Annotated in this window: 21 protein-coding genes and 1 pseudogene; 11 read left to right on the forward strand and 11 right to left on the reverse strand. The window is 51.2% G+C overall.

The features are described 5' to 3' along the window. Positions 1–104 precede the first annotated feature (104 nt). From PA598K_RS12560 to PA598K_RS12580, 5 genes are all read right to left on the reverse strand, one after another. Positions 105–932, reverse strand: a complete 828-nt coding sequence (locus PA598K_RS12560; RefSeq protein WP_128657300.1) for a carbohydrate ABC transporter permease — start codon at positions 930–932, stop codon at positions 105–107. Between the two features lie 18 nt (positions 933–950). Continuing rightward, positions 951–1,832, reverse strand: a complete 882-nt coding sequence (locus PA598K_RS12565) for a carbohydrate ABC transporter permease (protein WP_128657301.1) — start codon at positions 1,830–1,832, stop codon at positions 951–953. 111 nt (positions 1,833–1,943) lie between these two features. Beyond that, entirely contained in the window at positions 1,944–3,461 is a 1,518-nt protein-coding gene (locus PA598K_RS12570; RefSeq protein WP_128657302.1) for an ABC transporter substrate-binding protein, read from the reverse strand. Between the two features lie 135 nt (positions 3,462–3,596). Further along, on the reverse strand, positions 3,597–5,204 hold the full coding sequence (locus tag PA598K_RS12575; protein ID WP_185601887.1) for a response regulator: 1,608 nt from the start codon (positions 5,202–5,204) through the stop codon (positions 3,597–3,599). Then, positions 5,179–7,011: a sensor histidine kinase gene (locus PA598K_RS12580; protein ID WP_185601889.1), complete on the reverse strand. Its 1,833-nt coding sequence runs from the start codon at positions 7,009–7,011 to the stop codon at positions 5,179–5,181. Before PA598K_RS12580 ends, PA598K_RS12575 begins: the two co-directional genes overlap by 26 nt. 241 nt (positions 7,012–7,252) lie before the next feature. On the opposite strand from PA598K_RS12580, the gene PA598K_RS12585 reads away from it, so the two are divergent. Next, positions 7,253–7,705 (forward strand): HEAT repeat domain-containing protein, encoded by a 453-nt coding sequence (locus PA598K_RS12585; protein ID WP_128657305.1) that lies wholly within the window; start codon positions 7,253–7,255, stop codon positions 7,703–7,705. A gap of 314 nt (positions 7,706–8,019) precedes the next feature. Here PA598K_RS12585 and PA598K_RS12590 read toward each other — a convergent pair whose 3' ends face one another. Next, positions 8,020–9,042 carry a LacI family DNA-binding transcriptional regulator gene (locus tag PA598K_RS12590; RefSeq protein WP_128657306.1) on the reverse strand — a complete coding sequence of 341 codons (1,023 nt, stop codon included), beginning with the start codon at positions 9,040–9,042 and terminating at the stop codon, positions 8,020–8,022. A 365-nt stretch (positions 9,043–9,407) separates the two neighbouring features. Here PA598K_RS12590 and PA598K_RS12595 point away from each other — a divergent pair, with 365 nt between their 5' ends. The 8 genes from PA598K_RS12595 (at position 9,408) to PA598K_RS12630 (ending at position 19,573) form a co-directional block, all read left to right on the forward strand. Then, positions 9,408–10,997 (forward strand): ABC transporter substrate-binding protein, encoded by a 1,590-nt coding sequence (locus PA598K_RS12595; RefSeq protein WP_185601891.1) that lies wholly within the window; start codon positions 9,408–9,410, stop codon positions 10,995–10,997. Positions 10,998–11,075: 78 nt separating this feature from the next. Continuing rightward, the gene (locus PA598K_RS12600; RefSeq protein ID WP_128657308.1) at positions 11,076–11,552 is read left to right on the forward strand and encodes an Ig-like domain-containing protein; all 477 of its coding nucleotides are present in this window, start codon (positions 11,076–11,078) and stop codon (positions 11,550–11,552) included. A 3-nt stretch (positions 11,553–11,555) separates the two neighbouring features. Then, a complete protein-coding gene (locus tag PA598K_RS12605; protein ID WP_128657309.1) occupies positions 11,556–12,434 on the forward strand; it encodes a carbohydrate ABC transporter permease in 879 nt (292 codons plus the stop codon). 12 nt (positions 12,435–12,446) lie between these two features. Continuing rightward, a complete protein-coding gene (locus PA598K_RS12610) occupies positions 12,447–13,292 on the forward strand; it encodes a carbohydrate ABC transporter permease (protein WP_128657310.1) in 846 nt (281 codons plus the stop codon). A gap of 10 nt (positions 13,293–13,302) precedes the next feature. Continuing rightward, a complete protein-coding gene (locus PA598K_RS12615; RefSeq protein ID WP_128657311.1) occupies positions 13,303–14,544 on the forward strand; it encodes a cellulase family glycosylhydrolase in 1,242 nt (413 codons plus the stop codon). Beyond that, a complete protein-coding gene (locus tag PA598K_RS12620; protein ID WP_128657312.1) occupies positions 14,541–15,722 on the forward strand; it encodes a cellulase family glycosylhydrolase in 1,182 nt (393 codons plus the stop codon). Before PA598K_RS12615 ends, PA598K_RS12620 begins: the two co-directional genes overlap by 4 nt. 15 nt (positions 15,723–15,737) lie before the next feature. Beyond that, positions 15,738–18,209 (forward strand): beta-mannosidase, encoded by a 2,472-nt coding sequence (locus PA598K_RS12625; RefSeq protein WP_128657313.1) that lies wholly within the window; start codon positions 15,738–15,740, stop codon positions 18,207–18,209. Positions 18,210–18,247: 38 nt separating this feature from the next. After that, complete coding sequence (locus PA598K_RS12630; RefSeq protein ID WP_128657314.1) at positions 18,248–19,573, forward strand: hypothetical protein; 1,326 nt, start codon at positions 18,248–18,250, stop codon at positions 19,571–19,573. Between the two features lie 194 nt (positions 19,574–19,767). Here PA598K_RS12630 and PA598K_RS12635 read toward each other — a convergent pair whose 3' ends face one another. From PA598K_RS12635 to PA598K_RS12645, 3 genes are read right to left on the reverse strand one after another with little or no spacing between them, the layout of a single operon-like run. Further along, complete coding sequence (locus tag PA598K_RS12635) at positions 19,768–20,133, reverse strand: GntR family transcriptional regulator (protein WP_128657315.1); 366 nt, start codon at positions 20,131–20,133, stop codon at positions 19,768–19,770. Next, positions 20,130–20,786: an ABC-2 transporter permease gene (locus tag PA598K_RS12640; RefSeq protein ID WP_128657316.1), complete on the reverse strand. Its 657-nt coding sequence runs from the start codon at positions 20,784–20,786 to the stop codon at positions 20,130–20,132. Before PA598K_RS12640 ends, PA598K_RS12635 begins: the two co-directional genes overlap by 4 nt. After that, positions 20,779–21,633, reverse strand: coding sequence for an ABC transporter ATP-binding protein (locus PA598K_RS12645; RefSeq protein WP_128657317.1), 855 nt, complete (start codon positions 21,631–21,633; stop codon positions 20,779–20,781). The genes PA598K_RS12640 and PA598K_RS12645 overlap by 8 nt, the downstream gene beginning before the upstream one ends. A gap of 274 nt (positions 21,634–21,907) precedes the next feature. On the opposite strand from PA598K_RS12645, the gene PA598K_RS12650 reads away from it, so the two are divergent. Further along, entirely contained in the window at positions 21,908–22,561 is a 654-nt protein-coding gene (locus PA598K_RS12650) for a copper amine oxidase N-terminal domain-containing protein (RefSeq protein ID WP_128657318.1), read from the forward strand. A gap of 138 nt (positions 22,562–22,699) precedes the next feature. Here the strand turns inward: PA598K_RS12650 and PA598K_RS12655 are convergent, their stop codons facing one another. Further along, on the reverse strand, positions 22,700–23,167 hold the full coding sequence (locus PA598K_RS12655) for a phage tail protein (RefSeq protein WP_128657319.1): 468 nt from the start codon (positions 23,165–23,167) through the stop codon (positions 22,700–22,702). Positions 23,168–23,218: 51 nt separating this feature from the next. Here PA598K_RS12655 and PA598K_RS12660 point away from each other — a divergent pair. Beyond that, a pseudogene (locus tag PA598K_RS12660) lies at positions 23,219–24,097 on the forward strand (helix-turn-helix transcriptional regulator); the annotation flags it as partial. A 71-nt stretch (positions 24,098–24,168) separates the two neighbouring features. Here PA598K_RS12660 and PA598K_RS12665 read toward each other — a convergent pair. Beyond that, positions 24,169–24,780 carry an NUDIX hydrolase gene (locus PA598K_RS12665; protein WP_128657321.1) on the reverse strand — a complete coding sequence of 204 codons (612 nt, stop codon included), beginning with the start codon at positions 24,778–24,780 and terminating at the stop codon, positions 24,169–24,171. Positions 24,781–24,918 lie beyond the last annotated feature (138 nt).

A 24,918-nucleotide genomic window follows, 5' to 3' on the forward strand; every position in this document is an offset into this window, starting at 1 on the left:
GGACAACAGCGATCGGAAGATCGATCCCGTGACCGTAGGATTTATTTTTGAACAATCTGATATCCTAGTTTAATTTATATCCAGCCATTGTCAATCCAAAGGAGTTACATCTTAATCGAGCCGCTGGAGATGCCCTCCACGAAGTTGCGCATCAGGAAGGTGAACAGCAGCAGCAGCGGGACGGAGGCGATGAGATAGGCAGCCATCATGCCGCCGTAATCGCTAAGTCCGTAGTTGCCAGTTGAAGTCTCGAAGGAGACCAAGGCCATCGTCACGGTCTGATGGGTCCGATTGAGCAGCAGGGACGGCAGCAGGTAGTCGTTCCATAGGCTCGTAATATTCATGATCGCCACCGTCGTGCAGATCGGGATCGACAGCGGCAGCACCACGCTGCCGAAGATCCGCACATTGCCCGCTCCGTCGATCCGCGCCGCCTCGAAGATCTCGCCCGGTAGCTGGTCGAAGAAGGTTTTTAGGACGAAGATGGTGAACGCCTGACCGCCAGCGATGTAAGGCAGGATCAGGGCCAGGTAATTGTCGGTGAGCCCGAGCTTTTTGATCTGCAAGTACAGAGGAATCAAGGTCAGGAAACCCGGGATCAGCAGCAGTCCGAAGACGACCATAAACAACGTGTTCTGCAACGGAAAACGCAGCTTGGAAAAGGCATAGGCGCTCATCGCGGAGAGCCCGACGATGGCAATCACGCTGATCCCAATAATGAGTGTTGAGTTATACAGGGACAAGTTGATCTTCTCCCAGGCGGTGGCATAGTTGCCCCATTGGAACACTTGCGGGAAGGTCAGCGTGCTCGCGGCGAATTCGATCGGCGATTTGACCGAGTTCGAGATCATAAAGTAGATCGGAAGCAGGTTGAACAGCAACAGGAGCAGCAACACCCCTTGTCCAAAGCCTATCTGTCGAATGCTGCGCATAGCATATACCCCCTTGGATCAGGAATCGGATCGAACCAGCTTCATATTCACAATCGTCAGCAACAAAATCGCGACAAACATAATCAGCGCCACAGCCATCCCGTAGCCGAACTCGCCATTCACGGTCGAGACATTGTACATATAGAGGATCGGCACATAGGTGGCGTACCCCGGACCGCCATTGGTCATGACGAGCGGCGGGATAATATTCTGCAGGCTGCCAATCAAGGTGAGCACGAGGATGAGCCGGAACTGCGGCAGCGACAGTGGAATATCGATATGCCATACCCGCTTCCATCCGGTCGCGCCCTCCAGCTTGCCCGCCTCGATGACCTCGGAGGAGATGCTCTGCAAGCCTGCGTAGAAGATCAATAGGTTAAAGGCGCTGATCCACGGGAATCCCATGAAAATAATCGAGTACAACGCAATGTCCGGATTGCTCAGCCAGAGCTGCTGCAGCGAGCCGAGCCCGATCAGCTCCAGCAACTGGTTGATCGCCCCGTCTCCCTGGTAGAGGAACCGCCATAACAGGATGATGACGATGCCGGGGATAACGATCGGCAGCACGAACAAGGTCCGGTACACATACTGCGCCCGTGCGCGTTTCAGATGATAGATCAGCTCCGCAACGAAGTAAGGGGGGATCACCGCTAGTATAATCGCGAACACGACCCAGATGACGGCGTTGACCGTAGACTGCCGCAGCACCTCGTCGCTGAACAGCCGGACGAAATTGTCGAAGCCGATATAACGCGGCGCATTAAAGCCGTCCCAATCGGTGAAGGCGCCGATGAGCGCCTGATAGACAGGGTAGTACATAAACCAGACGAGGAAAACAAAGGTGGGCAACAGAAACAGATAACCGGTCAGCGCGTTGCGCAGGTTCAGTTTGCCACTCATCGATCAACCATCCCTTCTGTACAGGTGGAATGAAAAGAAGGGAGTCCAGCCGCTCGGGCGCTCCCCTCTCCTCTCCACGCTTTATCGTTTGTCTATTCCAGGTTCGCTCGACTAGTATTGCGCAAGGTCGACATTGTTCTTCGACTGATAATCCTTGACGGCAGCGTCCAGTTCCTTCTGCATATCGGCTTTGGCCCGCTCCAGGTCGATGTTGCCGCTCAGGTAGAGACCGAAGATGCGCTGAATATTTTTGCCCAGATTCGGCGAGGTGCCGCCTACACCGATGACCGCCAGCTTGTTGGAGGCCTGACTGGCCAGCTCCTTCATGCTCTCTGCCGGAGAGGTGCCGGGCCAGGTCGGGACGAAGGTGCCGTTCTCATTGACCACTTGCTCCACATGGGCCGGCGTGCCCACGTAATGCAGCCAGTCGATGACCGCCTCCAGCTTGCCCGGCTCCTTCATCGTCGCGTTGGCCTCCGGCGTGGAGATCGCGAACTGGAAGGCCGCGTTCGGTCCGCCGACTGCGCCGGACACATCGGTGCCGGTCGTAAACGCCGAGTCCGCAGACGACAGCACCGGGAAATTAAACGAGCCGAGCTCAAAATCGATCTTGGCCTCCTTGGCATTGCCCGGCAGCCAGCTGCCGTCGTAGAAAATCGCGGTCTTGCCGGCCAGGAAGTCGTTGCGGGCGGCGGTGCCGACCACGGCAGGCTCCAATGCGAGATGATCCGGCCGCCAGTTGTCGGTCAGCGACTTGAACATCGGCCACCAGCCCATGAAGCGCTCGTCCTCTGTGCTCAGCATCCCCTTGGCGATCGCAACGCTCTGATCCAGAGAAGAGACGCCTGGGTTGCCGTCGAAGCCTGCGATCTCGTCGAATTGTTCGGCGTAAAAGTCGGATAGGAAGTGGCGCTGGAACCAGTCGTAATCCGGCGATTGCGACATCGCGGCGATGCCCGCAGCCTTTAATTGGCCGGTCACCTCGATCAGCTCGCCCCACGTCTGCGGCGCCTCGCTGATGCCCGCTTGCTCGAACAACGTTTTGTTGTAAAAAAAGGCGGTGGCGACATAGTCTCCGTTGATGTTATAGCTCTTGCCATCCGGGGAGGTCGTCTCGCTGATGACGGTCTGATTCATCGCCTCGCGCCATGTCGGCTTATCGGGGATATACGGGTTCGGCTGGTCGAAATAGACGGTCAAATCCTCGGCAATGCCCTTGGGGAAAATATTGTTCAGATCCGCCCATTGGCCCCAGAACACGTCATACATCTCACCGGCGGCTGCCTTGACGCGCACCGTCTGCGTATAGTCCTTGAACTCCTCATCGATAAACTCGATCTTGATGCCGGGATGATCCGTCTCGTATTGATCCGCAATCTCCCGAAGTGCGGTAAGCTGCTTGAGACCGGCGATGTTCTTGGCATTAGGCGTGTAGGACTGGGCAAACATCGTGATCGTACCTTGCCAGCCCGCGGACTCCCCGCCTTCCGCGCCGGACGAGGCGGGCGGAGGTGATGTTTTGTTGCCACCGTTGCCCGTCTTGCCCGTATTACCGCTGCATCCAGCGAGCGCAAGTCCCATAGAGAGCAGGACCAGAGCGGCAGGTTGAAACACCTTTTTCGCGATCATTGCAATCCCCCCAGATCTAATTTTGTAAGCGCATTCTCTTGCTATTTCCTATCTTAATGCATGACGGGAGGCGTCGGCAGGGGGGTAGATTTTACATCGGGATGGTTTTTTTTACACGGCGTCCAGCTGGCAGGCTTAGCGGCGGGGTCGCAGCCTCTTATAGTCGGATGGCGAATAGCCCGTGTGCTCCTTGAACACCCGATAAAAATGCTTGCTGTCGGCGTAGCCGACCTGCTGGCTAATCTCCTGCACGGTAAGCCCTCCCTGCTCTATGAGCGCTTTGGCGCGGGCGACCCGCGTCTCGCGGAGGAAGACGACGAAGTTCTGACCAGTCTCGTATTTGAACCAACGGCTAAAGTAGCTGGCATTCATGCCGAAACGGTCGGCGACCGACTGCAGACTGACCCCATCGGTCAGAACCTGCATCACGTACGACTTGATCTTGTCGATCAAAGGGGTATCCGCAGCGTCCCGCTCCCGTCTGACCTCACACGCGATAGGCTGCATCAGCGCCCTCATCCGCGACATCATCGTCGCGCGGGTGAGCGAGGACTCCAGCTCCGCCAGCCAATCCTCCAACGGCTTGCCAGTAATCCTGCGAACGTCCAGGTCCATCAAGCGCAGCTGGGCGCCCACGCGCAGCAAATAATGGATGACGATGCGATGCAGCAGCGCAGGCATGATCTGCTCCGATCGGGTCAGCTGATCGAGGATCGCATAAGCCTCCTGCTCTCGTCCGAGCAGCAATTGCTCCAGCGACAGCTCCAGCTGCTCATAGATCGTATCGGTGAGCGCTCCATCCGATTCCAGGGCAGGCAGCATGACCACGCTGTCGCCGCCGTACACCAATCGGTAGGTGACAGCCAGGGAGGCTTCCTGATAAGCCTGCGGCGCATCGCTCAGGCGATGGATGCCACTGATGCCGATCGTCACCGTCCGCCCGAAATAATGAGCGATCTCCGCCTTCAGGCGCCGCGCCGACTCATGCATGCCAAGGGATGTGACCTGCGTCTCGGAGGGGTAGCTCCTAATGATGACCACCTGTCCGATATGGTCCTGCAGTACATACACATGATCCTCCCGGCTGTACCATTCCTGGACGAAATTCGTCAACGCGTAACCGAACAGCTCCACGTCAATGGCGCTGAACTGTCCCTTCTCGATCCAGTCGGGACTGATAGCCAGGATGACGACGGTCGAGCGGTCGCCAATATGGGGGATCGGGTAACCCGCCTCGACGATGAACTGCTCCAGGTCGTGATAGTCCTGACCGAATATAAAGTGCTGGTAATACAGCTTCTCCGCCAGCGGCGCCGCCTTCTGAACGGCCTGCTGCAGCGACATCAGCTTGGCCTGCTGACTGCGCTCCTGCTCCACCTGCTCCTCCACGCGCCGCAGCGTATGCAGCAGCTCCTCGCGATCGAGCGGCTTGGTAATAAACGCCGTCACGCCGTGGCTTATCGCCTGCTTCGCCAGCTCGAACTCCTGATAGGCAGTGAGCAGGATGCGGTGGACACGGGGCGCCTCGCTGGCGATCCGCTCGCAGCATTCGATCCCGTTCAGGCCGGGCATGCGGAAGTCGAGGATGACGAGGTCAGGCTGCAGGCGCAGCACCTGGCGGAGGCCAGACTCGCCATCCTCCGCTTCCCCGACCAGCTCCCAACCGGGCGCGAAGCGTTGGAGGATTTTGCGCAAGCCTTGCCGGATATTGGCTTCATCATCCACGATGATAACGCGATACATAACGCTCCACCTCGCTTTCACTCGTGATGGCGGGGAGCAGCAGCGTGATCTCCGTCCCCTCGCCGGGCTTGCTCTCGATCTGCATGGCATACGGCGAGCCGAAGTACAGCTCGATGCGCGCCGACACATTGACGAGGCCGATATTGTCGTCGCCATCAGACGGCTTGAGCGTCCCGCCGTCCAGCCGGGAGCGGATCTGTTGCAGCCGTTCTGGCGAGATGCCGAGGCCATCGTCGGCGACCACGATTTTGACGGCCTCCTCCTCTTTGCTGACAGCGACCGACAGCCGACCTCTGCCCTGCTTCATCTCGAGCCCGTGGTAAAAGGCGTTCTCCACGAGCGGTTGGATAAGCATCCTGGGGATATACAAGTCCATCAGCTCCTCGTCTACATCCATCGTCATCTCGAAGCGCGAGCCGTACCGGTTTCGCTGGATATAAAAGTAGTTGAGCAAGTACGCCTGCTCCTCCCGCAGCGTCATAAAGTCTTTGCCCGCATGCAAGGAGGACTTGACCAGCTTGCCGAGTGCGGTAATCATATCGACGGTGGCGTCGGCTTCGTCGATCTCCGCCTTCATCTTGATCGTCTCCAGCGTGTTGAACAGGAAATGAGGGTTGATCTGTGACTTGAGCGTACGCAGCTCGCTATCCTTGCGCACGATCTCCGCCTGATACAGATGACGAATCGTCTCGTCCAGTCTGCCACTCATGCGGACGAAGCTGCGGATGAGCTGGCCGATCTCATTGCGCGGCGGATCGTCATAGCGGATCTGGAAGTCCTCGGCCTCGACCCGTCGGATCAGACCGATGAGCTTGTAGATCGGCCTCGTCATCCGATGCGAGATGGTCGTCGTAATCATAATGGCCAGCACGATGCAGACGAGCCCGATTAAGATCATCGAATTGCGTACGTTCGCAATGCCGGATACGAGCTGCGATACCGGCACATAACCGACGACAGTCCAGCCCATCTTGCCGACGGGATGACGGACGAGAATCTTGTTTTGCTGATTCAGCTTGACGATCTGCGGGGCGTGAGGGGCCGTCTCCGGCTGTCCGACGACATGCTCCAGTACACCCTCATCGATCGGTTGGCTGGCGAATACGACGCGTCGCTCCTGGTCGAGGAGGAAAAAGGAGCCGTTCTCCTCACGATTGATCCGATTCATGATGCGCCCGATGTCCTCTAGCGTGAAGTCGACCTGCATATAGCCGGCCGTCTCCATCATGGTTGAGGAGTAATAGATTTTGCGGATTAGGGAGAACACGTGCGTCGGCTCCGTCCGTTGCGCGTATCCTGTATTGGCAAGCTGGTGCAGACTGAGATAGGTCAGGATCCGATCGGACGCGCTGAAAGCGCGCTCATCCCAAGGCGCATCCTCCGCCTTGAGATTGTCATAGGGAAATCCCGTGCTGTACACGCGCTGCTCCCCGCTTCCAGGCTTGCTGAAGTAGGTGATTTTCTCGACGCTGTCCCGCTGCGATTGCCAGAAGCTGAAGGTCTTCTCGATCTCCTCCTTCACCTCGAGGGCGTGCAGCGGATCGGGCGACGGGCTGTCGTCGGTCAGCGTGTCCTGGAACTCTTTGTTGTAATAAGGCATCAGCGTAAACTGCTCCAGTTCCCGAATGTACATCTCGAGATTGGAGGCCGTGCTGACGGCAACCTGCTGGACAAAGTCGCTGACCTTCTTCTCCATCGTGTCGCTGTACAGAAGATATGCGCCCATGCCAAGCACCGACATCGGCAGCACGATCAGGACGACGTAGGTGAGCACTAGCTTTTGCTTGAAGGTGAGGATTCTTTTCATCGCGGGCGCCTCCTCCAGGGGTTGTCCCTCCGCCAGTCGCATAGGGCAGCCAAGCTTACGGATTGAGTTCAGTATACCCGCACCGTCAAGGCAGACGCCAGTCAGAGGCGAACGTTGAACCGTCAAGGGGTACAATAATCGGCCCCATAGGAGTAGTTTAGTCAGGTTCGTGCTATAATGGGTTCACAATAAATAACATTCATCATTCTGCCGAGCTGGCGATGATTAAGGAGTTAGAACTTTGACGAATAACCATGAGGTTGGAGAAGTAAGCGAGCTACCAGAAAACTTCGAGGAGCTCAAACGAGCGGTCAATCGGACGGCGAGCTGGAGAGAAAGACTGGATGCGGTGAACGAATTGGGGAACTACGATACGGCTCCTACCATTAAGCTGCTGCAGCATGCTTTGACAGGTGACCAAGTGTTCCAGGTGCGCGAAGCCGCCTATCGCAAGCTGAAGCAATTGGGTGAAGATGCACAAATGCCTGCCAAAAATAAAGGCGAGCTGTTTAAAGGCCTGAACAAAGTTTTGCTGCGGATTAAGAAAAGCCTCCCTGAAGGTCACACCTTCGAGCAATTCAAGGAAAAACTGCAAAAAACACGTCTGGATATCTATGATACTTACGAGGGCAACAAGGGTGCTGAGTTCGACGCCTGGCTTCGTGGAATTTGGGAGACACCCGCTAGAAAATAGCAGCCGTTCAAGCTTCTTGATTGACGCTGAACATTAGCAATACATCGCCTAAGGCACGAAGCCTTGAGCGATGTATTTTGCGTACAGCTGTATGCCGACAGGCGTATACCTACTGCTCACGCGCAGCAGCCGCGTTTCTCATATCCCCCCCGGCCGCTTCAGCCCGCAGATATTTGCCAATCTCCTACTGGCGTTCATCAAGGACGCGTCCACACTTTGTTTCATAAGACCAATAAACGATTCGTCGGTCCCGACGGCCTCTTGCTTGGACATCTCGCTAATATCGTTGGCTTCCTTCGTCATTGAGGAAATCATTATTTTTTGATGGTTGTTGCAACGGACTCCCTTATCACCATTTCAGGTTGAATTAAAAGTTTATTGCCAGGCGCATTCGGATTTTGCATCCGCCAGAGCAAGAGATCGACAGCTCTTTCGGCGATGTGATCGCGAGGATAGACAACCGACGTAAGCGGCGGGATTTGCCATTGGCAACTATCCAAATTATCGAAACCGATAATCGAAACCTCTTCGGGAACGCGTATTCCCCGAGTGCTTAAACTGTTGTTTAGCACAAACGCAACAGGGTCGTTGGCGCAGAAGAACGCAGTAGGAAGTCGATCGTAATTCAATTGGTCCGTGATGATATTGAAATGAATATCTTCAAAAGCGTCCTGAAACTGAAGATCGTACACATATTCTTCGTTTAAGGGCACGCCCCAACACTTTAAGGCATGGCAAAATCCGTGATATCGTGTAAGAAAGCTAAATGATAGGTTGTTGTCGCCTATAAACCCAATTTGGTGATGCCCCATCTCGATGAAATGTCTGACGGCGAGAAACGCGCCGGAATAATTGTCGACAATGACCGTATCGATGTCGATATGAGGATAATCGAAATCGATTGCAATCGTGTTCACGTTTGTTTTTCGCAAGTTTTCGACGATCTTTTGCGAAAAGTTTCGAAACAAAAAGATGCCGATTGGGTTTTCGGTATTTAAAATCTCCGCAATATGTTTCTCTCTATTAACGAGCGAAACGCCATGCAAAGAAACGAATAAACCTCGAGACTTTAAAGCAGAATCAATGAAATAATACAAAGACATCGTATGAGGCTCCGCAATATCTCTCTCGTCCACTAGGATAATCACTTTCTCTTCATCCGGCTTAGGAGGGCTTTCCTCCGCCAGTCCTTTGTAATGCATTTGTTTTGCGGTTTCGAGGACAAGATTTCTTGTTTTTTCACTGATTTCCTCATGCCCTCTTAAGGCTTTGGATACCGCCGCTATGGACAAGTTAAGCTTTTCAGAGATGTCCTTTAACGTTACTTTCTTTTTCATTCCTTGACTCCTCGCCGATACTGATTTTCATTTTATTATATTAACATTTCAACTAAAAAAAATCACTATTATAGTCGTTAGGGACGTTTTCGAAACAAAAGCTCTGGGGACTTCCACATCCCAAGCATACCCTACTTTTTCCTCGTCCGATAGACCAACCTATCTATAAATCATTTATTTTAGGCTATTTTATTGATCAACGGCAAGTGAGAATTAACAAATGGGCAGAGGTTAATTGGATGTTAAAAAAACTCAAATTTTAATTTAAATTTTAAATTAAATTTGTTTGACTAGGTTAAAAATCGAATGTATAATGAAGCTGCAAACGCTTTAGTATCGAATGAAGCGCGTGTGGGATGAGGGGAATGAGCAAGGACATCCATGAAAAGGGGTTGGGAAAATTGAGTCGTTTTAGTAGAAAAAAAGGGGTTCATCTGGTAATGGGCGCATTGCTGCTTACTACCGGGGCATTATCGGGCTGCAGCTCCGCGAGCAATTCCGAAGCATCAAATACGACGCCTCCCGCAAGTCAAACAAGTTCTGAATCGCCGTCAGCTTCAAACTCTGCCGATCCGGGGTCGGCGGTAACCATCAGAATCGCACCGCAAGTATTTACGCCTACGGACGAGAAGACTGCAACAGAGAACACGCCGACCCCAAGAATCGCCTTGGACAAAATCATTGAGGATTTCCAAAATCAAAATCCTAACATCACAGTAGAAATTGTAAAAGCGCCAACCTCTTCGCAGGAAGAGTATTTGACTTGGATGACGACGCGAATTGCCGCCGGCGATGCACCTGATATCGCCTGGCCGACGAACACGTCTTCTGGATGGTTCGAAAAAGGCTGGTTGCTACCATTGGATTCTTATCTGGAGCAGCCGAATCCTTTAGGTGATCAGAGCGTAAAGTGGCAAGACACGTTTACAAATCCCGAATTGTTCTATAAGTTGTCCGATGGTAATCGGTATAGCATTCCGATTGTACAAGCTGCGGGGTCGGCGGTAACCTTCTACTATAATATTGATATCTTTGACGAATTGAATTTGAAAGTCCCGCAAACGTGGGGCGAGCTTCTGACAGCTCTCGCAACCATTAAAGAAGCAGGATATATTCCAGCCATACCAACCGTCGAGAACAAAGGGCCTACCCTTTGGGAGTTGGGGCAACAGGTGTCGATTCCGATCTTGACTAAGTTTGCCGATGAATTTAACTATTCGGGCGCCAAAACAAGCTCGGAATTAAAGGGCGACGAGTATCTTCGAATGGTCAGCAAGGGATTATTTTCGATGGAGAAGCCTGAGTTCCAGGAAGTATGGAAGCTATATAAGCAATGGACGCAAATGTGGCCTCAAGGATGGGCAACGCAAGATATGAAGCCGCAATGGCGCGAAGGCAAAGTGGCTATTCGTGAAGGCGGTATGTGGGAATTGCAAGAGGAGCTCAGCGATACCAAACGTACGTTTAAATGGGGGGTCTTCCCGATTCCGCCGGTTGCCAGTGATTCAACCCCGTTTGCGATCGATCTGCCGCGAGAAAAGGGATTCCCGAAAAATATCGGATCGACTTTCGAGCTGGCCATCATCAAGCCGACGGTAGAAGCCCACGGAACGACGGATGCGGCAATCAAGTTCATGCAGTACTTAACGACCGCAACGGTGAACGAATTCATGGTCAATGAAATTCCATTCGGCCGTCCGGTTATTAAGGGTGCCGAATCCCTTCCGTTGTTCGATGCAATCAAAGAAGCCGAGTACCCGATCTATCCCGAAATCAACGTGAACATGAATGTTTGGATCAATAGCGAAGTCCGCGATATCGCGGGTCGCAGCATGGCCGCCTGGATAACGGACGACATTACGGATGAAAGCTTCTTTAGTACCATTCAAAAAGCGATGGACAATGGCGTGAAAGAGATGATTAAAACGCAAAATATAGATACATCGCAATGGTAATCACCTGATAAGGATGAGAATGAGAAAGCAGAGGGGGGCGAAAGCCTCCCTCTGCTGATAGAAAGGAATGGCTGAGGGATGAAGGCAAAGTTAATAACGATCGCCGCGGTACTCGCGCTTGCGGGAATCTTAGTGCTTATCGGATGGATCGATGGCCGCCGTTCGGTTCATTTTTCCGTTGAATTACAACCGACCCAATTGATCGCTAACGGGAAGGATTCAGTAATCATCGGCGTAAAGGTTACCAATCCAGATGGGACCCCGCGTTCAGGCGATACCCTTAATCTAATTCGCTTATCGGGACATGGCCAATTAAGAGAAAAGAAAATCAAAACCAATGCTCAAGGAGAAGCGAGCTTTACATATTACTCCTATCGAGATACCTCATTTACACCGGCTATGCTAAATCAAGTTCAGGTCGTGGATACTTCAATTGGGAAGATTGTCGGTGTATACAAACGTTACGTCATTGATATACCGGTTGTAAAATCGGATGAGGATAACGAGCCGTCTGTTGACAAGCAGACCAACGGCGTTCAACTGGGTGGAGGTTAAAGAATGAGTAGAAAATGGCGCGAAAGCATGCAAGCCTATCTATTATTATCGCCTATATTTGCTGGATTACTATTATTTTCCTATTACCCTCCATTACGAGGGCTGGTGACGGCTTTTTTCGAATGGAATGCGGCTGGAGATACGTGGACCTATGTCGGGTTGGATAACTTCACAAAGATGGCCCATGACCAAGTACTGATCGATTCGATTCCCAACATGCTCATCTTATTGTTCGGGGGGTTGATCATCGGGGTAACGGCACCGCTCATCGTAGCCGAATTGATCTTCTTTGTGAAAAACGAACGCTTGAAATATTATTATCGCGTCATGATGCTCCTACCACTCGTTATTCCGGGCGTTGTCGGAATGCTGGTATGGAATTTCATATATGATCCCAACATCGGGTTGATCAACTCCTTTCTTCATGCAATCGGTCTTGATGAATGGAGGCGCGGCTGGCTAAGCGACAGCAATACCGTTATTGGATCGCTGCTGTTTATGGGTTTTCCGTGGGCTACGGGAATCGGACCGCTCATTTATTTGTCCGGACTCATGAGCATTCCTACGGAAGTGCTGGATAGTGCACGCATGGATGGGGCAAACGGGTTAAAACGAGTATTCAAAATCGATCTACCACTCATTGTCGGGCAAATTAAATTTTTCGTTGTCATGGGGATGATTGGAGGATTGCAGCAGTTCGGCCAGCAGCTCGTGCTGACGAACGGAGGTCCGGGATATTCGTCTATGGTTCCCGGCTACCATATGTATTTGCAAGCCTTTACGTTCAACAACTTCGGATACGCAAGTGCAATCGGTCTTGTCTTGTTCATAGCTGCGTTTGCACTTACCTTAATCAGCATGAAATTCATTAAATCGAATTAGGGGGGACCGATATTGTCACTTGTAAAGAAAAAACACAGTCGGCAGATCGCATTAAATGCGGTCATCATGCTGCTGATCGCTTTGAGCATCTATCCGATTACGATTCTATTATTCGGCTTCACCAAGGATACGCTAACCTGGGATTATAACAAATGGTTACCTTCCTTCCCGCTTTGGTTCACGAATGTCTCCTTCGCTTGGAAACAAATCGCACATGCCTTCTGGAACACCATATTCGTCGCGACCGTTACGACCGTAGGTGGTGTATTTCTTTCGTCTCTGGGTGGATTTGTTTTCGCGCGCATGAAATTTTATGGCAAAGAAGTGCTATTTTATTTTGTTATCGCGTTAATGATGGTGCCTGGAATATTGGGGCTTATTCCTTGGTATTTGATGTTGAAGGAATTGGGATTGGTCGATTCTTTGTGGGCACTCATTTTAACAGGCATATTTGGTGCTCCGATCTTCGGCATTTTCCTTCTGCGAAGCTTTTTGGCCTCTATTCCGGAAGAGTTGTTCGAGGCAGGCCGGATCGACGGTTGTGGAACTTTCAGGCTTTATTACAAAATCGCCGTGCCGGTTTCATTGGCGATCCTGTCGACACTAGCCGTCATGCAAGTCGTGAATGTATGGAACGATCTGATCGGACCTTCGATTGTGCTGACGAGCAAAGAAAACTACATCATTACACTTGCTCTAAGAAATTTATCCGTTACGCTGGGCGGACAGGGCGCGCTAATCAATTATCCGGCACTGTTCTCCGCTTACGTCATTTCTTCCGTACCCTTGATTCTGCTCTTTTTCTTCGCTAGCAAATATTACGTCGAAGGGCTTACCTCTTCCGGGATGAAGCTATAGGGGGATTGGAATGAATAGAGCGTATCGCATAATGGTAGTTCCTATTCTCTTCTTGCTTGTAGGGTCGGTTGCAGGCTGTTGGACGACTGATGAAGAGGCGATCAACGATTGCAGACAACAAGCTCTTTGCGTGAGCAGTTCCGGAATTCTGATGAAAGATAACCAGCCTTATTTCGGCGCAGGCGTTAACTATTTCAATGCCTTCAACCGTACGCTGATGGACCCAAAGGATACGTCTTACCATTACGGCTTTGAGGTGCTGGCGAAATACCACATTCCGTTCGCCCGGTTTATGGCTGGTGGCTACTGGCCTGCCGAATACAACCTCTATTTTCAAGACAAGGAGCGCTATTTCCAACTTCTTGACGGCGTCGTTAAGGCCGCGGAGGATCACGGTGTAGGATTGATTCCTTCCCTCTTCTGGCATTCCGCAACCGTGCCGGACCTGGTGGGAGAGCCCAGAAGCAGCTGGGGGGATACCGAGAGCCGCACAATCTCGTTCATGCGTCAATACGTGAAGGAGGTCGTCACTCGCTATAAGAATAGCGAAGCGATATGGGGTTGGGAATTCGGTAACGAATATAATCTGGACATTGATCTTCCGAACGCGCCGGACCATCGTCCCCCTGTACACCCGGAACTGGGCACGGCGCGAGAACGGTCGGATAAAGACGATTTGACTTTGGATATGATGCAAACGGCGTATAGGGAATTTGCCAAGGAAGTCAGGACATACGACTCGGATGCTATCGTCATCGGCGGAAACAGTATGCCGCGACCTTCGGCATGGAATCAAAACGCTCATAATACGTTTGATCAGGACACGGAGTCACAATTTGCGGAAGCGCTCGCGGCCCAGAATGTGGACCCGTTATCTATGGTGTCCGTCCATTTTTATTTGACGGACGACCAGCGATTTAATCGCCCTTTTCATGCTGACGAATGGCTTAGCTTAACGATGAAGGCGGCATTGGAAGCGCAGAAGCCTCTTTTCATTGGTGAATTCGGGGTAAGCGATGCGGAAAGAGAAGGCGGAATGCTGGACCCGGAGTTGGCCAAACAGAAATTCGAGCAACTTCTAGTTTCGATAGAAGAAGCGCGCGTACCGCTCTCTGCAGTATGGGTCTACGATTACTACGGGCAGCGCGAGTGGAACGTGACAGCCGACAACGGAAGAGCCTATCAGCTTGAGCAACTTCAGGCTTTGAACGAAAGATTTACGGCCCGTGCACAAAAGGAGACTACGTCATGAATTTCATTCAGCCAAACAAGCAACAAAGAGGATTTCTCGAATTCAGAACCAACCAACGCTATATCCCCTTCGGATGCAACTATTTCGACCCACAGACGGGCTGGGCGCCGCAGCTTTGGCAACAGTTCGACGAAGAGAAGGTCAAACGCCATTTTGACACCATGGCGAATCTCGGTGTAAACACATCGCGTGTCTTTCTTACCATCGCTTCTTTTATGACAGAATCCGGGTTGCTCTCGGAGGTCGGCATCGAAAAAGCGGACCGCATGCTGGCCATTGCCAGGAATACAGGCATCCGCATCGAGTTTGCGGGCCCCGATCTTTGGGAGGGGATACCGGAATGGGCGAGCGGGTATTTCGCGGGCGAGGAGAATGCCTACTTCCTGCATGAAGAATGGGTCGACCGCTTGCAAAAATTTTGGCTGCAGTTCGCCAGATATTACAGCGAAGAAAAGGCGATCTTCAGTTACGATCTCTTAAATGAACCTTGGTTGAAATGGGACAGTCCTTTGATTCGCAAGAGCTGGGGAGCGGAGCCGCCTTCTCTGGATCATTGCCCCATGGACGGTTCGGGCGATCAAGCCTTTCTCCAGTTTCGCGAACAACTGACGGAAGGCTGGATTCGCAAGATGGTGACCGCCATTCGCTCAAGCGACGGTAACCATATGATAACGACGGGCTTCCACCAGCTTTCCATGCCTCACGATCCCAAGGATATCTATACGCTTCCGGGATTTAACGGTAAAAAGCTGACGCAGTTTTTGGATTACGCCGCCATGCATTGGTATCCCTATTCGTCCCATGAGCATGTTCGTCCTCATCTTCAAGACGATCCCGTTTGGAAAAACATAACTCTCATTCAATCCTCGCTGCGCAACGGATATGCTGGCAAGCCGATGGTAATCGAAGAATTCGGATGGTATGGCGGCGGTGAAGTCGTCTCCTGGAATGAAGAATTGCCTTACGTTGAAGAGGAAGTGCAAACAAAGTATTTGCAAATGGTTGTTGAAGGAACAAGGGATCTGGCCGACGGCTGGATGTCGTGGGCTTATGCCGATACGCCTTCCTCTATGGACGTGACCAAGAAGAGCGGTCTAGTGAGCGAGCATGGTGAGATCAAAATGTGGGGGCAAGCATTCAAGGAACTGTCTCTACAAATGGTGCCTAAAAAAGCTTAACTTGGAGGTTCGAGCATGTACGAGCGAATACACTTAAATCAACATTGGAAAGTAACCGGGATCGGGCCAGAAGGTAATGAGATCGGGCCATTCGAAGCGACAGTTCCCGGCCATGTGCATATCGATCTTCTCAAACAGGGCTTAATACCCGATCCGATGTGGAGAGATCAAGCCCTTCATACGCAATGGATCGAAACGTACAGCTGGATGTATGAGACGGAATTCCACTGGCCGGAAACCTACGAGCGGGGCCCCGCCGTCCTGCGCTTCGAAGGGCTAGATACGATCGCATGCATCGAGGTAAACGGCGAGGTGGTCGGCACTGCAGACAACATGTTTATTTCCCATTCGTTCCCAATTGGCCAGGCGCTTGTGGCCGGAACCAACCGGGTGCGCGTCCATTTCACTTCAGTATCCACCTACTTGAAGGATAAAGAGGTGAACAAGTATATGTCGCTCTTTTCCCAAGACCGCGTGTTCCTGCGCAAAATGCAGTGCACCTTCGGATGGGATTGGGTGCACAGGCTGGTGAGCTATGGAATATGGAGACCGGTCTATGTGGAATCTAAGCCAGAAGGCGAGATAGGAAGTACGTTCGTGCGAACGCTAGGTCTTGATGGCGATACGGCGACGCTGTCGTGGGGAACGGAAGCGCTGAGCCGTACGGGAAATGGTTGTCTTCATGTTGAATTGCTGGATGGCCATGGAAAAATCATATGGGAGCAGACCGAGCAGATACATGACGTAGGGAGAATCGGCTTCGAAGGTCAGTTTACGGTCGACCACCCCAATCTCTGGTGGCCCGTCGGTTACGGAGCCCCGAATTTGTATCATTTCCGGGTTCGACTCCTGTCCGAGCACGGCAGAACTATGGATGAAAAAACGGAGGAAATCGGAATTCGCACCTTTGAAGTCGAACAAATTCCCGATCCCCAGGGAGAATCCTTCACGATCCTCGTGAACGGAATTCGGGTGTTCGCCAAAGGCGGCAACTGGGTGCCTGCGGATCCGTTTCCTTCGCGAGTCACGAAAGGGCGTTACGAACATCTGCTGCAAGTTCTCGTGGACGGGAATATGAACATGCTTCGCGTATGGGGCGGAGGGACTTACGAGCTTCCTGAATTCTGGCGCGCATGCAACAGACTGGGCATCATGGTATCTGTCGACTTCATGATGGCTTGCGCGCAATACCCCGAGCATGAAAGCTGGTTTGAGCATGCGATGCGCATCGAAGTCGAACATGCGATCAAGGAACTCCGTAATCATCCGTCGCTCGTATTATGGAGCGGGGACAATGAGCTGGCAATGAACAGCAATTCGGAAGATGACTATTGGGGGAAGCATATTTGCGAGCAGGTGACGGCCCCTTTATGTGCGCAATGGGATCCAACGCGGCCTTTCTTCCCGACTTCGCCATATCTCGGTAGGCCGTTTAACAGTCAGGATGAAGGAGATTGCCATTATTCATCCTGGTATGACATGGAATTCATCTTGGGCGACCAGTTGGATTATCGCGAGCGGATTAGGCAAGGAAGAGGTCGCTTCCTAAGCGAATGCGTATCCTTCGGCGCGCCGCCGATGTCTTCGTTGCTGAAGATGATGACGATGGAGGATATCGCCGATGAAAGCGCGGAGATGTGGGAGTTCCATACGAAGGATAATCCTTACAACGGGCAAGATGAACTTACCCATCATCGGATGTTAGAAAAAACGGCTAACGCTTTGTTCGGACCCAACCTGGATCCGTTCATGCGAACGAAAAAACTGGAATACGTGCAATATGAATTCTCGCGGCTGCAGGCTGAGCATTACCGCCGGCGCAAATATGCGAGTAGCGGCATTCTGTTCTGGATGTATAATGACTGTTGGCCGGCCAGCGGACATGCGATGATCGATTATCACGGACTGCCTAAGGCCGGCTATTACGGTGCTAAGAAAGCCTTCACGCCTGTAATGATCTCCTTTGAAGATCATGGACGCGAATTAGCCGTCTGGATGGTTAACGATACGTTAGAGGACCGAGAAGGGCAAATCACGATAAAATCGATGACGACGGATGGACAGGAGGTTTCTGAAACCCATCTATGCGCATCCGTGCCTGCCAACTCTTCCGCTATGATCAGAAAAATGGACAAAGGCGATCTGGGGCTGCTGCACAGTCCAGCCAACACGGTCGTTCAAGGGATTTGGCGCGAGGGTGGAACGGTGGAACGGGTAACCTACTTTGATGTCTTGCCTGTGGAGCTCAAGCTGCCTCTTTCCGACTTAATGGTGAATTGGGTAGCCGATGATCCGTTCAGCGGGGTCATTGAAATGAGTAGTGCGGTGTACGCGCGAGTTGTCTCTATTGATGAAGAACTGATCCTTGAAGACAATTATTTCGATTTAATGCCGGGAGAAACGCGGAGCGTAAAATACAGGACAATCAGCGGCACGTTCGAAAAGCATCCGCGAGTCACCTGCTGGAACATGCTTGAGAATCGCTAAGAGAGTGTATTTCATTCCTATGCTGGGGGCTATCATCGATGAAAAAAACCATCCGTAAACGAATGATTCTGTTGCTAAACGTATCTTTACTGCTGGCCATTATGATTCATGTCACAGTGAATCCGAAGCCTGTTTTCGCGTCGGGGAGTTTATCCGAATATCTTCAGGTTGCGAGCGATACCGTCGTAACCGGAACTTCGACGCTGCTTACCAAAACGATAACCTTTCCAAGCGCAACCAAGGTTCTAATCCAGTCGGACGGCAGGTATTATCCTAGCGGGGGCGCGGCAATCGGCATCGTTCGCCTTAAGGTTGACGGTTCGATTACAGGAAGCGGTGCCGTTATCGATTGGAGCGTAAGCACGAATAGGCAGCAGCATTCCTATAATGTGATTGCCGCAGCAGAGGTTGCAGCGGGCACGCACACCTTTGCACTGGAAGCCAGTACGTTAAACGGCGTAAGCTTCACGGTAGGCTCGACCTCTAATCTGTCTATCGTCGCTTCGCCGGCAACCCATGTTAGCTCTACCTCATTAACCACCGATAGCTCTGTGTTTGATTTCACGACTGGAACCAGCTATGTTCCCGGCACGACTGTACTTCCACATACGCCATTGATGAGCTGCAACATTAGTAATGCTTCCGGTCCAGTCATCGCGCTCGGCTCTGCACGGGCTTATGCTTCTGGCGCTCCGGGCGACGCTATGCTGGGTTTGTACCGAAATGGAACTGCTTTGGCTAATAATGAAGGCCTGTTAACCGTGAATGATTTGTTCTCCGGCGCGGAGAACCAAGCCCCCTTTTATACACATGCTTTCATGAATATTACAGGTACGCACACCATCTCGCTCGATGCAACGGAGTTTCCCTGGAGCGGTGGACAAGGGGAGGATCTGGTCAAGTACAAGGTGGGCTCCGGCAGCACGCTTGTGTGCCTGAACGGAGGAATGACGGTAGCTGGCTCAGCGCCTCTCAGCGCAAGCACGAATAACGCCTACGATTATTTGAACATTGGAACAGGGACCGACTTCCAGCTTTCCAGCTCGACGGTCCATATTCCGAGCGGCCATAACGGAATCGTCATGTTCATGGCCAAGACAAGAATCCAATGCGATGCCTCCGATCTGGGAGGCACGGTCAAATTGTGGATCAATATCGACGGAGTTGACAGAGGGTCCATAGGCTTGCAACAGATCACGGCACCGAACGGCGATAGCCAACGGACACTAACGGCAAGCTATTTGTCAGCAGGAACAGAAGCGCTAAGCCCCGGCAATCATACCGTCAAGGTGTATGCAAGAGCCGATGGTTCATTCCTTCATCCTAGCGTTGTTAAAGATTTGCATTTTTTATGGTTTGATTAATCGTTACTACTTAGCACTTCACCCCCCCTGCGAGATGCGGTAGCGCAACGCGTAGGCTAACGAATCGAGAATCGGCTTGCCCTGTTTCATCAGAGTCGACAACCAAAACCACCGCCTCAGGATACGGTCTGCGGGGCGGTGGTTTGAGTGTTCTATAAGCTATACGAGCTATAACGGCTTTACTCAGCGCGCAGCTAATAGATCTTTTTCATCATCGCTATAGCCTCATCTAGCGTCATGCCGTACGACTTGTAAAAGGCGATGTCGCTCTCCATTTGCTTCTGAATGGTGTCATTGCGTATGCGCAGCATCTCCTCGGGCGTGAACTCGGCGACAAAGCATCCTTTGCCGGTGACCGTGTGGATGAGCCCGCTCCGTTCAAGCTCCTCCCAAGCCTTCTTCACGGTGATGACACTCACCGATAGCTCCAAAGCCGCTTGGCGGATCGGGGGCAGGCTATAGCCGCTCTCGAGTTCGCCTTTCAGAATTTGCGCGCTGATCTGTTCGTAGAGCTGTTGATAGATCGGCTTGTCGGAGCCATTGGAGATCATGACGTTCATAAGAGCTCCACTCTTAGGAATCGCTTCACCGCCATCCGGTAGGCCAACCAAGTGAGCGCGAGGAAGACGAGGATGCCTGCGCCCAGAATGGAGGCCTGCAATACCGTATTCTCAACCCCTGCGCCATAGAATAGGTCGTGCGCCCGCGGGCTCTGAATACCGATCCATTGGGCGATCCCGGCAAAAAGGAGTGCGATGACAGTAGAGGCGGTTGTCGCTGCGCCGTACTTGTATGCCGTCTTATAATACATGGGCAGGAGCACCAGATTGAAGATGCCGAGCATCACGAAGCTAAGCCCCCAAAAACCCAGATTCGGCGAGAAGAAATAGTACATCATATTCGGATATAGACGAAACGTCAACAGACTGAATAGCATCGCAACAATAAGATGCATCAGCTCAAGCATAGCAATCACGGTGACCCGCGCTTTCACGATATCTTGCTTGGTGACGGGCATCATCGAGCTGAACATCAAGTCATTCTGGCTCTTGAATCCGCCCAGCATGTTCGGTACGGTGATGCAACAAAAATAGAACGGAACCATAAAATAGATCCAGCCGGGGACGAGCATTAAGGCCCCTGTAAATAGCGGCAGGGCGAAAAACCAGGGATTGACGCCAAGCCTTATATCCTTCATCACCAGATTAACCATGGGCCTCCTCCTTCTTCGCGAAATAGACCATAATTTCCTCAAGACTTGGCGTAGTCACCTTCAGATCGAGGGAAGGATCGCAATCTGCGGCATGCATCAGCCCGGTAAAGCCGAAAGTATTGGTTTTGTATGCAATTAAACGCGTCTTCAGCTCAGGCAGCTGATCCACTCTGCCGCCGACCAGACGATACGATTCTACGAACTCGTGCTTGTCGGAGCTGGCGACGATGCGCCCCTTGTCGATAAAGGTAATATAATCGGCGCATTTCTCCAGATCGGAGGTGATGTGCGTCGAAAACAAAATGCTAAACTCTCCGTCCAGGACAAGCTCCCGAAAGAGATCGAGCAGATCGTCCCGCGAGACGGGGTCAAGGCCGCTGGTCGGTTCGTCCAGCACGAGCAGCTTCGCGCCGTGGGACAAAGCGAGAGCCAGACTGTACTTTACTCTCATGCCGGTGGACAGCTCGGCGATTTTTTTATTTTCATCCAGTTTGAAACGTCGCAGATACGTGTAGTACGCTCCATCATTCCAGTTCGGATAGAATGTTTTGGTAACGGCGGTGAGCGTTTTGATTTTGCTTCGCGTGTAAAAACCAACGTCTCCGAAGGCGCACCCGATCTCCTGCTTCAACGCCATTTCGTGCGTGGCGATGCTCTTGCCCATCACGAAAATTTCGCCGCTATCGATGCGGGTCATGTTCATAATCGACTTGATCGTCGTCGTTTTCCCGGCGCCATTGGCCCCGATGAAGCCCATGATGTACCCCTGCTCCAGTTGAAACGAAACGTCTTTAATCTGAAAGCCGGGGTAGGCTTTGGTCACATTTCGAATGTCGAGTGCCAGCATTCCGCGCCGCCTCCAATAAATTGTGTATGTTGTGCATTCACAATGTATCACAGGAAAAGAAACAAGTCAATGCATCCGACTGCCAATGAGTCTCGATGTGGCTATAGGAAATATAACCAATACACCACCCAGCCTCGTTGCTCCTCTAAAGCAATGGGATCAGGAAATTTTTTCACCTTATTGAAACTTTTTAAAGATTAGGCGGTCTATATAGAAGGAGCTATGACATTTTTTATAAACCTTTTGAACTGAATGTTAGAAAGGAGAACGAGATATGAGAAAGAAAGTGTTTATTACCGCACTCGGTACTGTGCTATTGGGTGGTTCCTTACTTGGGGCCGCCTATGCAAGTAACAAAATCACCATTAAAGTCAATCACAGCGTGGTTGCAACCGATGTCGCCCCTCGAATGGTAGACAATCGGGTGTTAGTGCCGATCAGCTTTATCTCGCGTGCGCTTGGCGCAAATGTGGGATGGGATCAAAAAACACAGACGGTAACGATTAATAGTAACGCCGCTCCACAACAAATCGATGTGTGGGCTGAAGAGTTAGATCTCTCTTCTCAACGTTGGGCAAGAATCCGTAACAACATTAGTGTTTTTATAGCTGGCTATGATGAACAGGAGGACAAATTTATAGACCTGGTCGTCACGGAGGAATTCAAAAAGAATAAACATAACTACATTCCAATTGGCGGCATCCTTCCGTCCATACTAGACTACGACATCACGGATGTTAAGAGTGACGGGGATAATTATATCGCTCGGGTTAAAGTCGTTGTCAACGATTTTGAGTTGCGGGACGAGGATTGGGATATTTATTTAAATCATGAAGCTAAAATTACCGCCACTAACAAAGTGGGCCTAAAGCTACGCGACTCTCATACTGTCTTTCCAGGACTCACATTTAAAAAACAGCAGCACTAATACAAAGCTGCTTCACATTGACGTTCTCTTTCAAGAAAAGCCAGCACAGTTCTGCTGGCTTATTCTTTCTATTTTTTCATGTCCTCATTTCCTCTAACCACTCCCACGTCCGATCATCCGATATCGTACCTCGAAGCTTTAGTACTCCCCTTTAATGACGAAGAACGAACCTCGAATCGTCCCGGCCAGCTTGGACTTTTGTCTTGCGAATTTGAACTTTTTTTCTTCCAGCTCCCTAGGTACTTCCATCCCCTCGGACAGCTTGAAACCTACGGCTCGCTTCTTGGGATTATCCACTGTATACATGACGTTTACCGCCAGACCGTCTTCATAGAAGACGAAGGCCCATTGGATATTTTCGACTTGAAAACGCGCGGTTTCCAGCGGTTTGGCCGCAAACGCAATCCCGCGTTCTTCCTTTAAAATTCGTTCGACATACTCAAGCGTCTCCTGGCTTTCGGTGGCAGGTACGACCGTGAATTCATGCTTGTATTTGTTCATGAAATAACGGGCCTCATTCGCGCGCAAACCAGCTAGCGCTTCTGCTACCGGCGAAGATTCCAGTCCGGACGTCGTCACGTTTTTATAATCAACGATCGTAGTCATCCTCATCCTCCTACTGATTTCGTTTATTTCTACTTCTCTACAACCGGAATCCACATCTCCCGCTCGACGGCGATTCGGGACATCCGGGAAATTGAAGCGATGGGCATGCCGCTGGTCGCTGAAGTCGGGAGGGACGGGGGCTACTTTGTGATGAGCAATTCCGTCCTGCCCACAGTCCGCTTTACCGATAATGAGATCAAGGCGCTTTTTATCGCTTTCATGGCCACGCGCAATCTGCAGCTTCCTTACCTCAAAAGCCGCCACTCGTTGGCGGAGAAATTGCTTGGTCTCATCTCCCAAAACCAGCAAGATGATCTTGTGCTTTTAAATCAGATTCTGCTATTCGAAGGCACCAACCCCCATAATCCTGACTTGCTTGACCTGTCAGATCTGCCTCATCCGATGCTAGAGCAACTCATCCAGGTCCTTCTTGATGATCGCTACCTGACGGTTGCTGTCGCAGAAGCCGGGGAAAACAAATCTTACCCCATCTATCTCATGCGCTTGTACCGCGAAAAAAGCGCTTGGCAAATTGAGGGCTTCGACCTGGCTGAGAAAAAGAGACGGATGATTCCCGTCGACAGTCTCACCGATGTCAAACCATCCCCCGAAAGAAAAAGAATGAGCAAGAAATTGATCGCGGAACAGCTAAGCAAACAGGAAGAAGCCATCAACCTGGTCGTCGAGCTTGGTCCCAAGGCGATTGCTCAGTTCAAAAAGTATCATCCGCTAAAAATGACGATTTCCTACACGAATCCATATCAAACCACGGCGCTCCTCAAGGCATTCCTCGATGTTTATCATGCGGATGAATTAAATGAGATTGCAAACTGGCTGCTTTTTTTGGGGGCCGATATCAAGATCAGGGAAATACCGCGGGAGGTTGCAAAAGAAATGCAGGACAGAGGGGAGGTATTGGGGCTCGACTAGTCGTGACGAGCGCGCGGGCAAAGGACAAAAATACATCACCGCGCCCATCATTCACACGGTGATGTATTCATCTAATCGCATTCCACTTGCGTTTCGTCTTTTAAGCGAAAAGCCATTCTTATCTGGGATTCCGTATTCCGTTCTTCAGACAGTTCAGGTAATTCATTCTCGCCAAAGAACTTCACATCGCTTGTTTCTATCCCTGAAGCGGCCTGCCCACCAACGATTTCACACAGAATAAAAAGCTTATATACATGATAGGGCGAAGGAGGATGCGGGTGACACTTTTTATCATGGACAGCTAATAATCTTAATGCCCTCACGTCAAAACCTGATTCTTCTTTCACTTCTTTCACAGCCACTTCGCGCGGGGATAACCCAATATCCGCCCACCCTCCTGGCAAGGCCCATTTCCCATCTATCGTTTCTCTCACCATTAGAATTTGCCCATTTTTAAACACGACCGCTCTTATATCAACCTTTGGTGTAGCATAACCATTTTCATTTGCAAACAAGCCGATAATTTCTTTCATGTCCGTATCTGTGTACGCCGACATGATTTCTACACTGATATCGCGTATTTGCTGAAACCGCTCTAAATCATATTGATCTTTTGAATAAGTTAACCCCGCTTGCGCAATAGACTGTAGCTGTTTCGCCCACTCGAGCCATTTTGGTTCCAATTTAACCACTCCCAAATGATGTGATAAGGTGCCTCAGTATCTCTCTTATTGCATCTATTGTACGCTTACCAATTCCAGTAACTGCTCTCTTTGATTATAGCACTAAGCCATCTCGGGGCAGCAACACTATTGCTCCGG

The organism is Paenibacillus sp. 598K, from assembly GCF_003851045.1.
GTDB lineage: Bacteria > Bacillota > Bacilli > Paenibacillales > Paenibacillaceae > Paenibacillus_D.

Bases quoted from the DNA above. Each gene is read 5' to 3' on its own strand.
- PA598K_RS12560 (WP_128657300.1), bottom strand. From the start codon at position 932: ATGCGCAGCATTCGACAGATAGGCTTTGGACAAGGGGTGTTGCTGCTC.
- PA598K_RS12565 (WP_128657301.1), bottom strand. From the start codon at position 1,832: ATGAGTGGCAAACTGAACCTGCGCAACGCGCTGACCGGTTATCTGTTT.
- PA598K_RS12570 (WP_128657302.1), bottom strand. From the start codon at position 3,461: ATGATCGCGAAAAAGGTGTTTCAACCTGCCGCTCTGGTCCTGCTCTCT.
- PA598K_RS12575 (WP_185601887.1), bottom strand. From the start codon at position 5,204: ATGTATCGCGTTATCATCGTGGATGATGAAGCCAATATCCGGCAAGGC.
- PA598K_RS12580 (WP_185601889.1), bottom strand. From the start codon at position 7,011: ATGAAAAGAATCCTCACCTTCAAGCAAAAGCTAGTGCTCACCTACGTC.
- PA598K_RS12590 (WP_128657306.1), bottom strand. From the start codon at position 9,042: ATGAAAAAGAAAGTAACGTTAAAGGACATCTCTGAAAAGCTTAACTTG.
- PA598K_RS12595 (WP_185601891.1), top strand. From the start codon at position 9,408: ATGAGCAAGGACATCCATGAAAAGGGGTTGGGAAAATTGAGTCGTTTT.
- PA598K_RS12600 (WP_128657308.1), top strand. From the start codon at position 11,076: ATGAAGGCAAAGTTAATAACGATCGCCGCGGTACTCGCGCTTGCGGGA.
- PA598K_RS12605 (WP_128657309.1), top strand. From the start codon at position 11,556: ATGAGTAGAAAATGGCGCGAAAGCATGCAAGCCTATCTATTATTATCG.
- PA598K_RS12615 (WP_128657311.1), top strand. From the start codon at position 13,303: ATGAATAGAGCGTATCGCATAATGGTAGTTCCTATTCTCTTCTTGCTT.
- PA598K_RS12620 (WP_128657312.1), top strand. From the start codon at position 14,541: ATGAATTTCATTCAGCCAAACAAGCAACAAAGAGGATTTCTCGAATTC.
- PA598K_RS12625 (WP_128657313.1), top strand. From the start codon at position 15,738: ATGTACGAGCGAATACACTTAAATCAACATTGGAAAGTAACCGGGATC.
- PA598K_RS12630 (WP_128657314.1), top strand. From the start codon at position 18,248: ATGAAAAAAACCATCCGTAAACGAATGATTCTGTTGCTAAACGTATCT.
- PA598K_RS12635 (WP_128657315.1), bottom strand. From the start codon at position 20,133: ATGAACGTCATGATCTCCAATGGCTCCGACAAGCCGATCTATCAACAG.
- PA598K_RS12640 (WP_128657316.1), bottom strand. From the start codon at position 20,786: ATGGTTAATCTGGTGATGAAGGATATAAGGCTTGGCGTCAATCCCTGG.
- PA598K_RS12645 (WP_128657317.1), bottom strand. From the start codon at position 21,633: ATGCTGGCACTCGACATTCGAAATGTGACCAAAGCCTACCCCGGCTTT.
- PA598K_RS12650 (WP_128657318.1), top strand. From the start codon at position 21,908: ATGAGAAAGAAAGTGTTTATTACCGCACTCGGTACTGTGCTATTGGGT.
- PA598K_RS12655 (WP_128657319.1), bottom strand. From the start codon at position 23,167: ATGACTACGATCGTTGATTATAAAAACGTGACGACGTCCGGACTGGAA.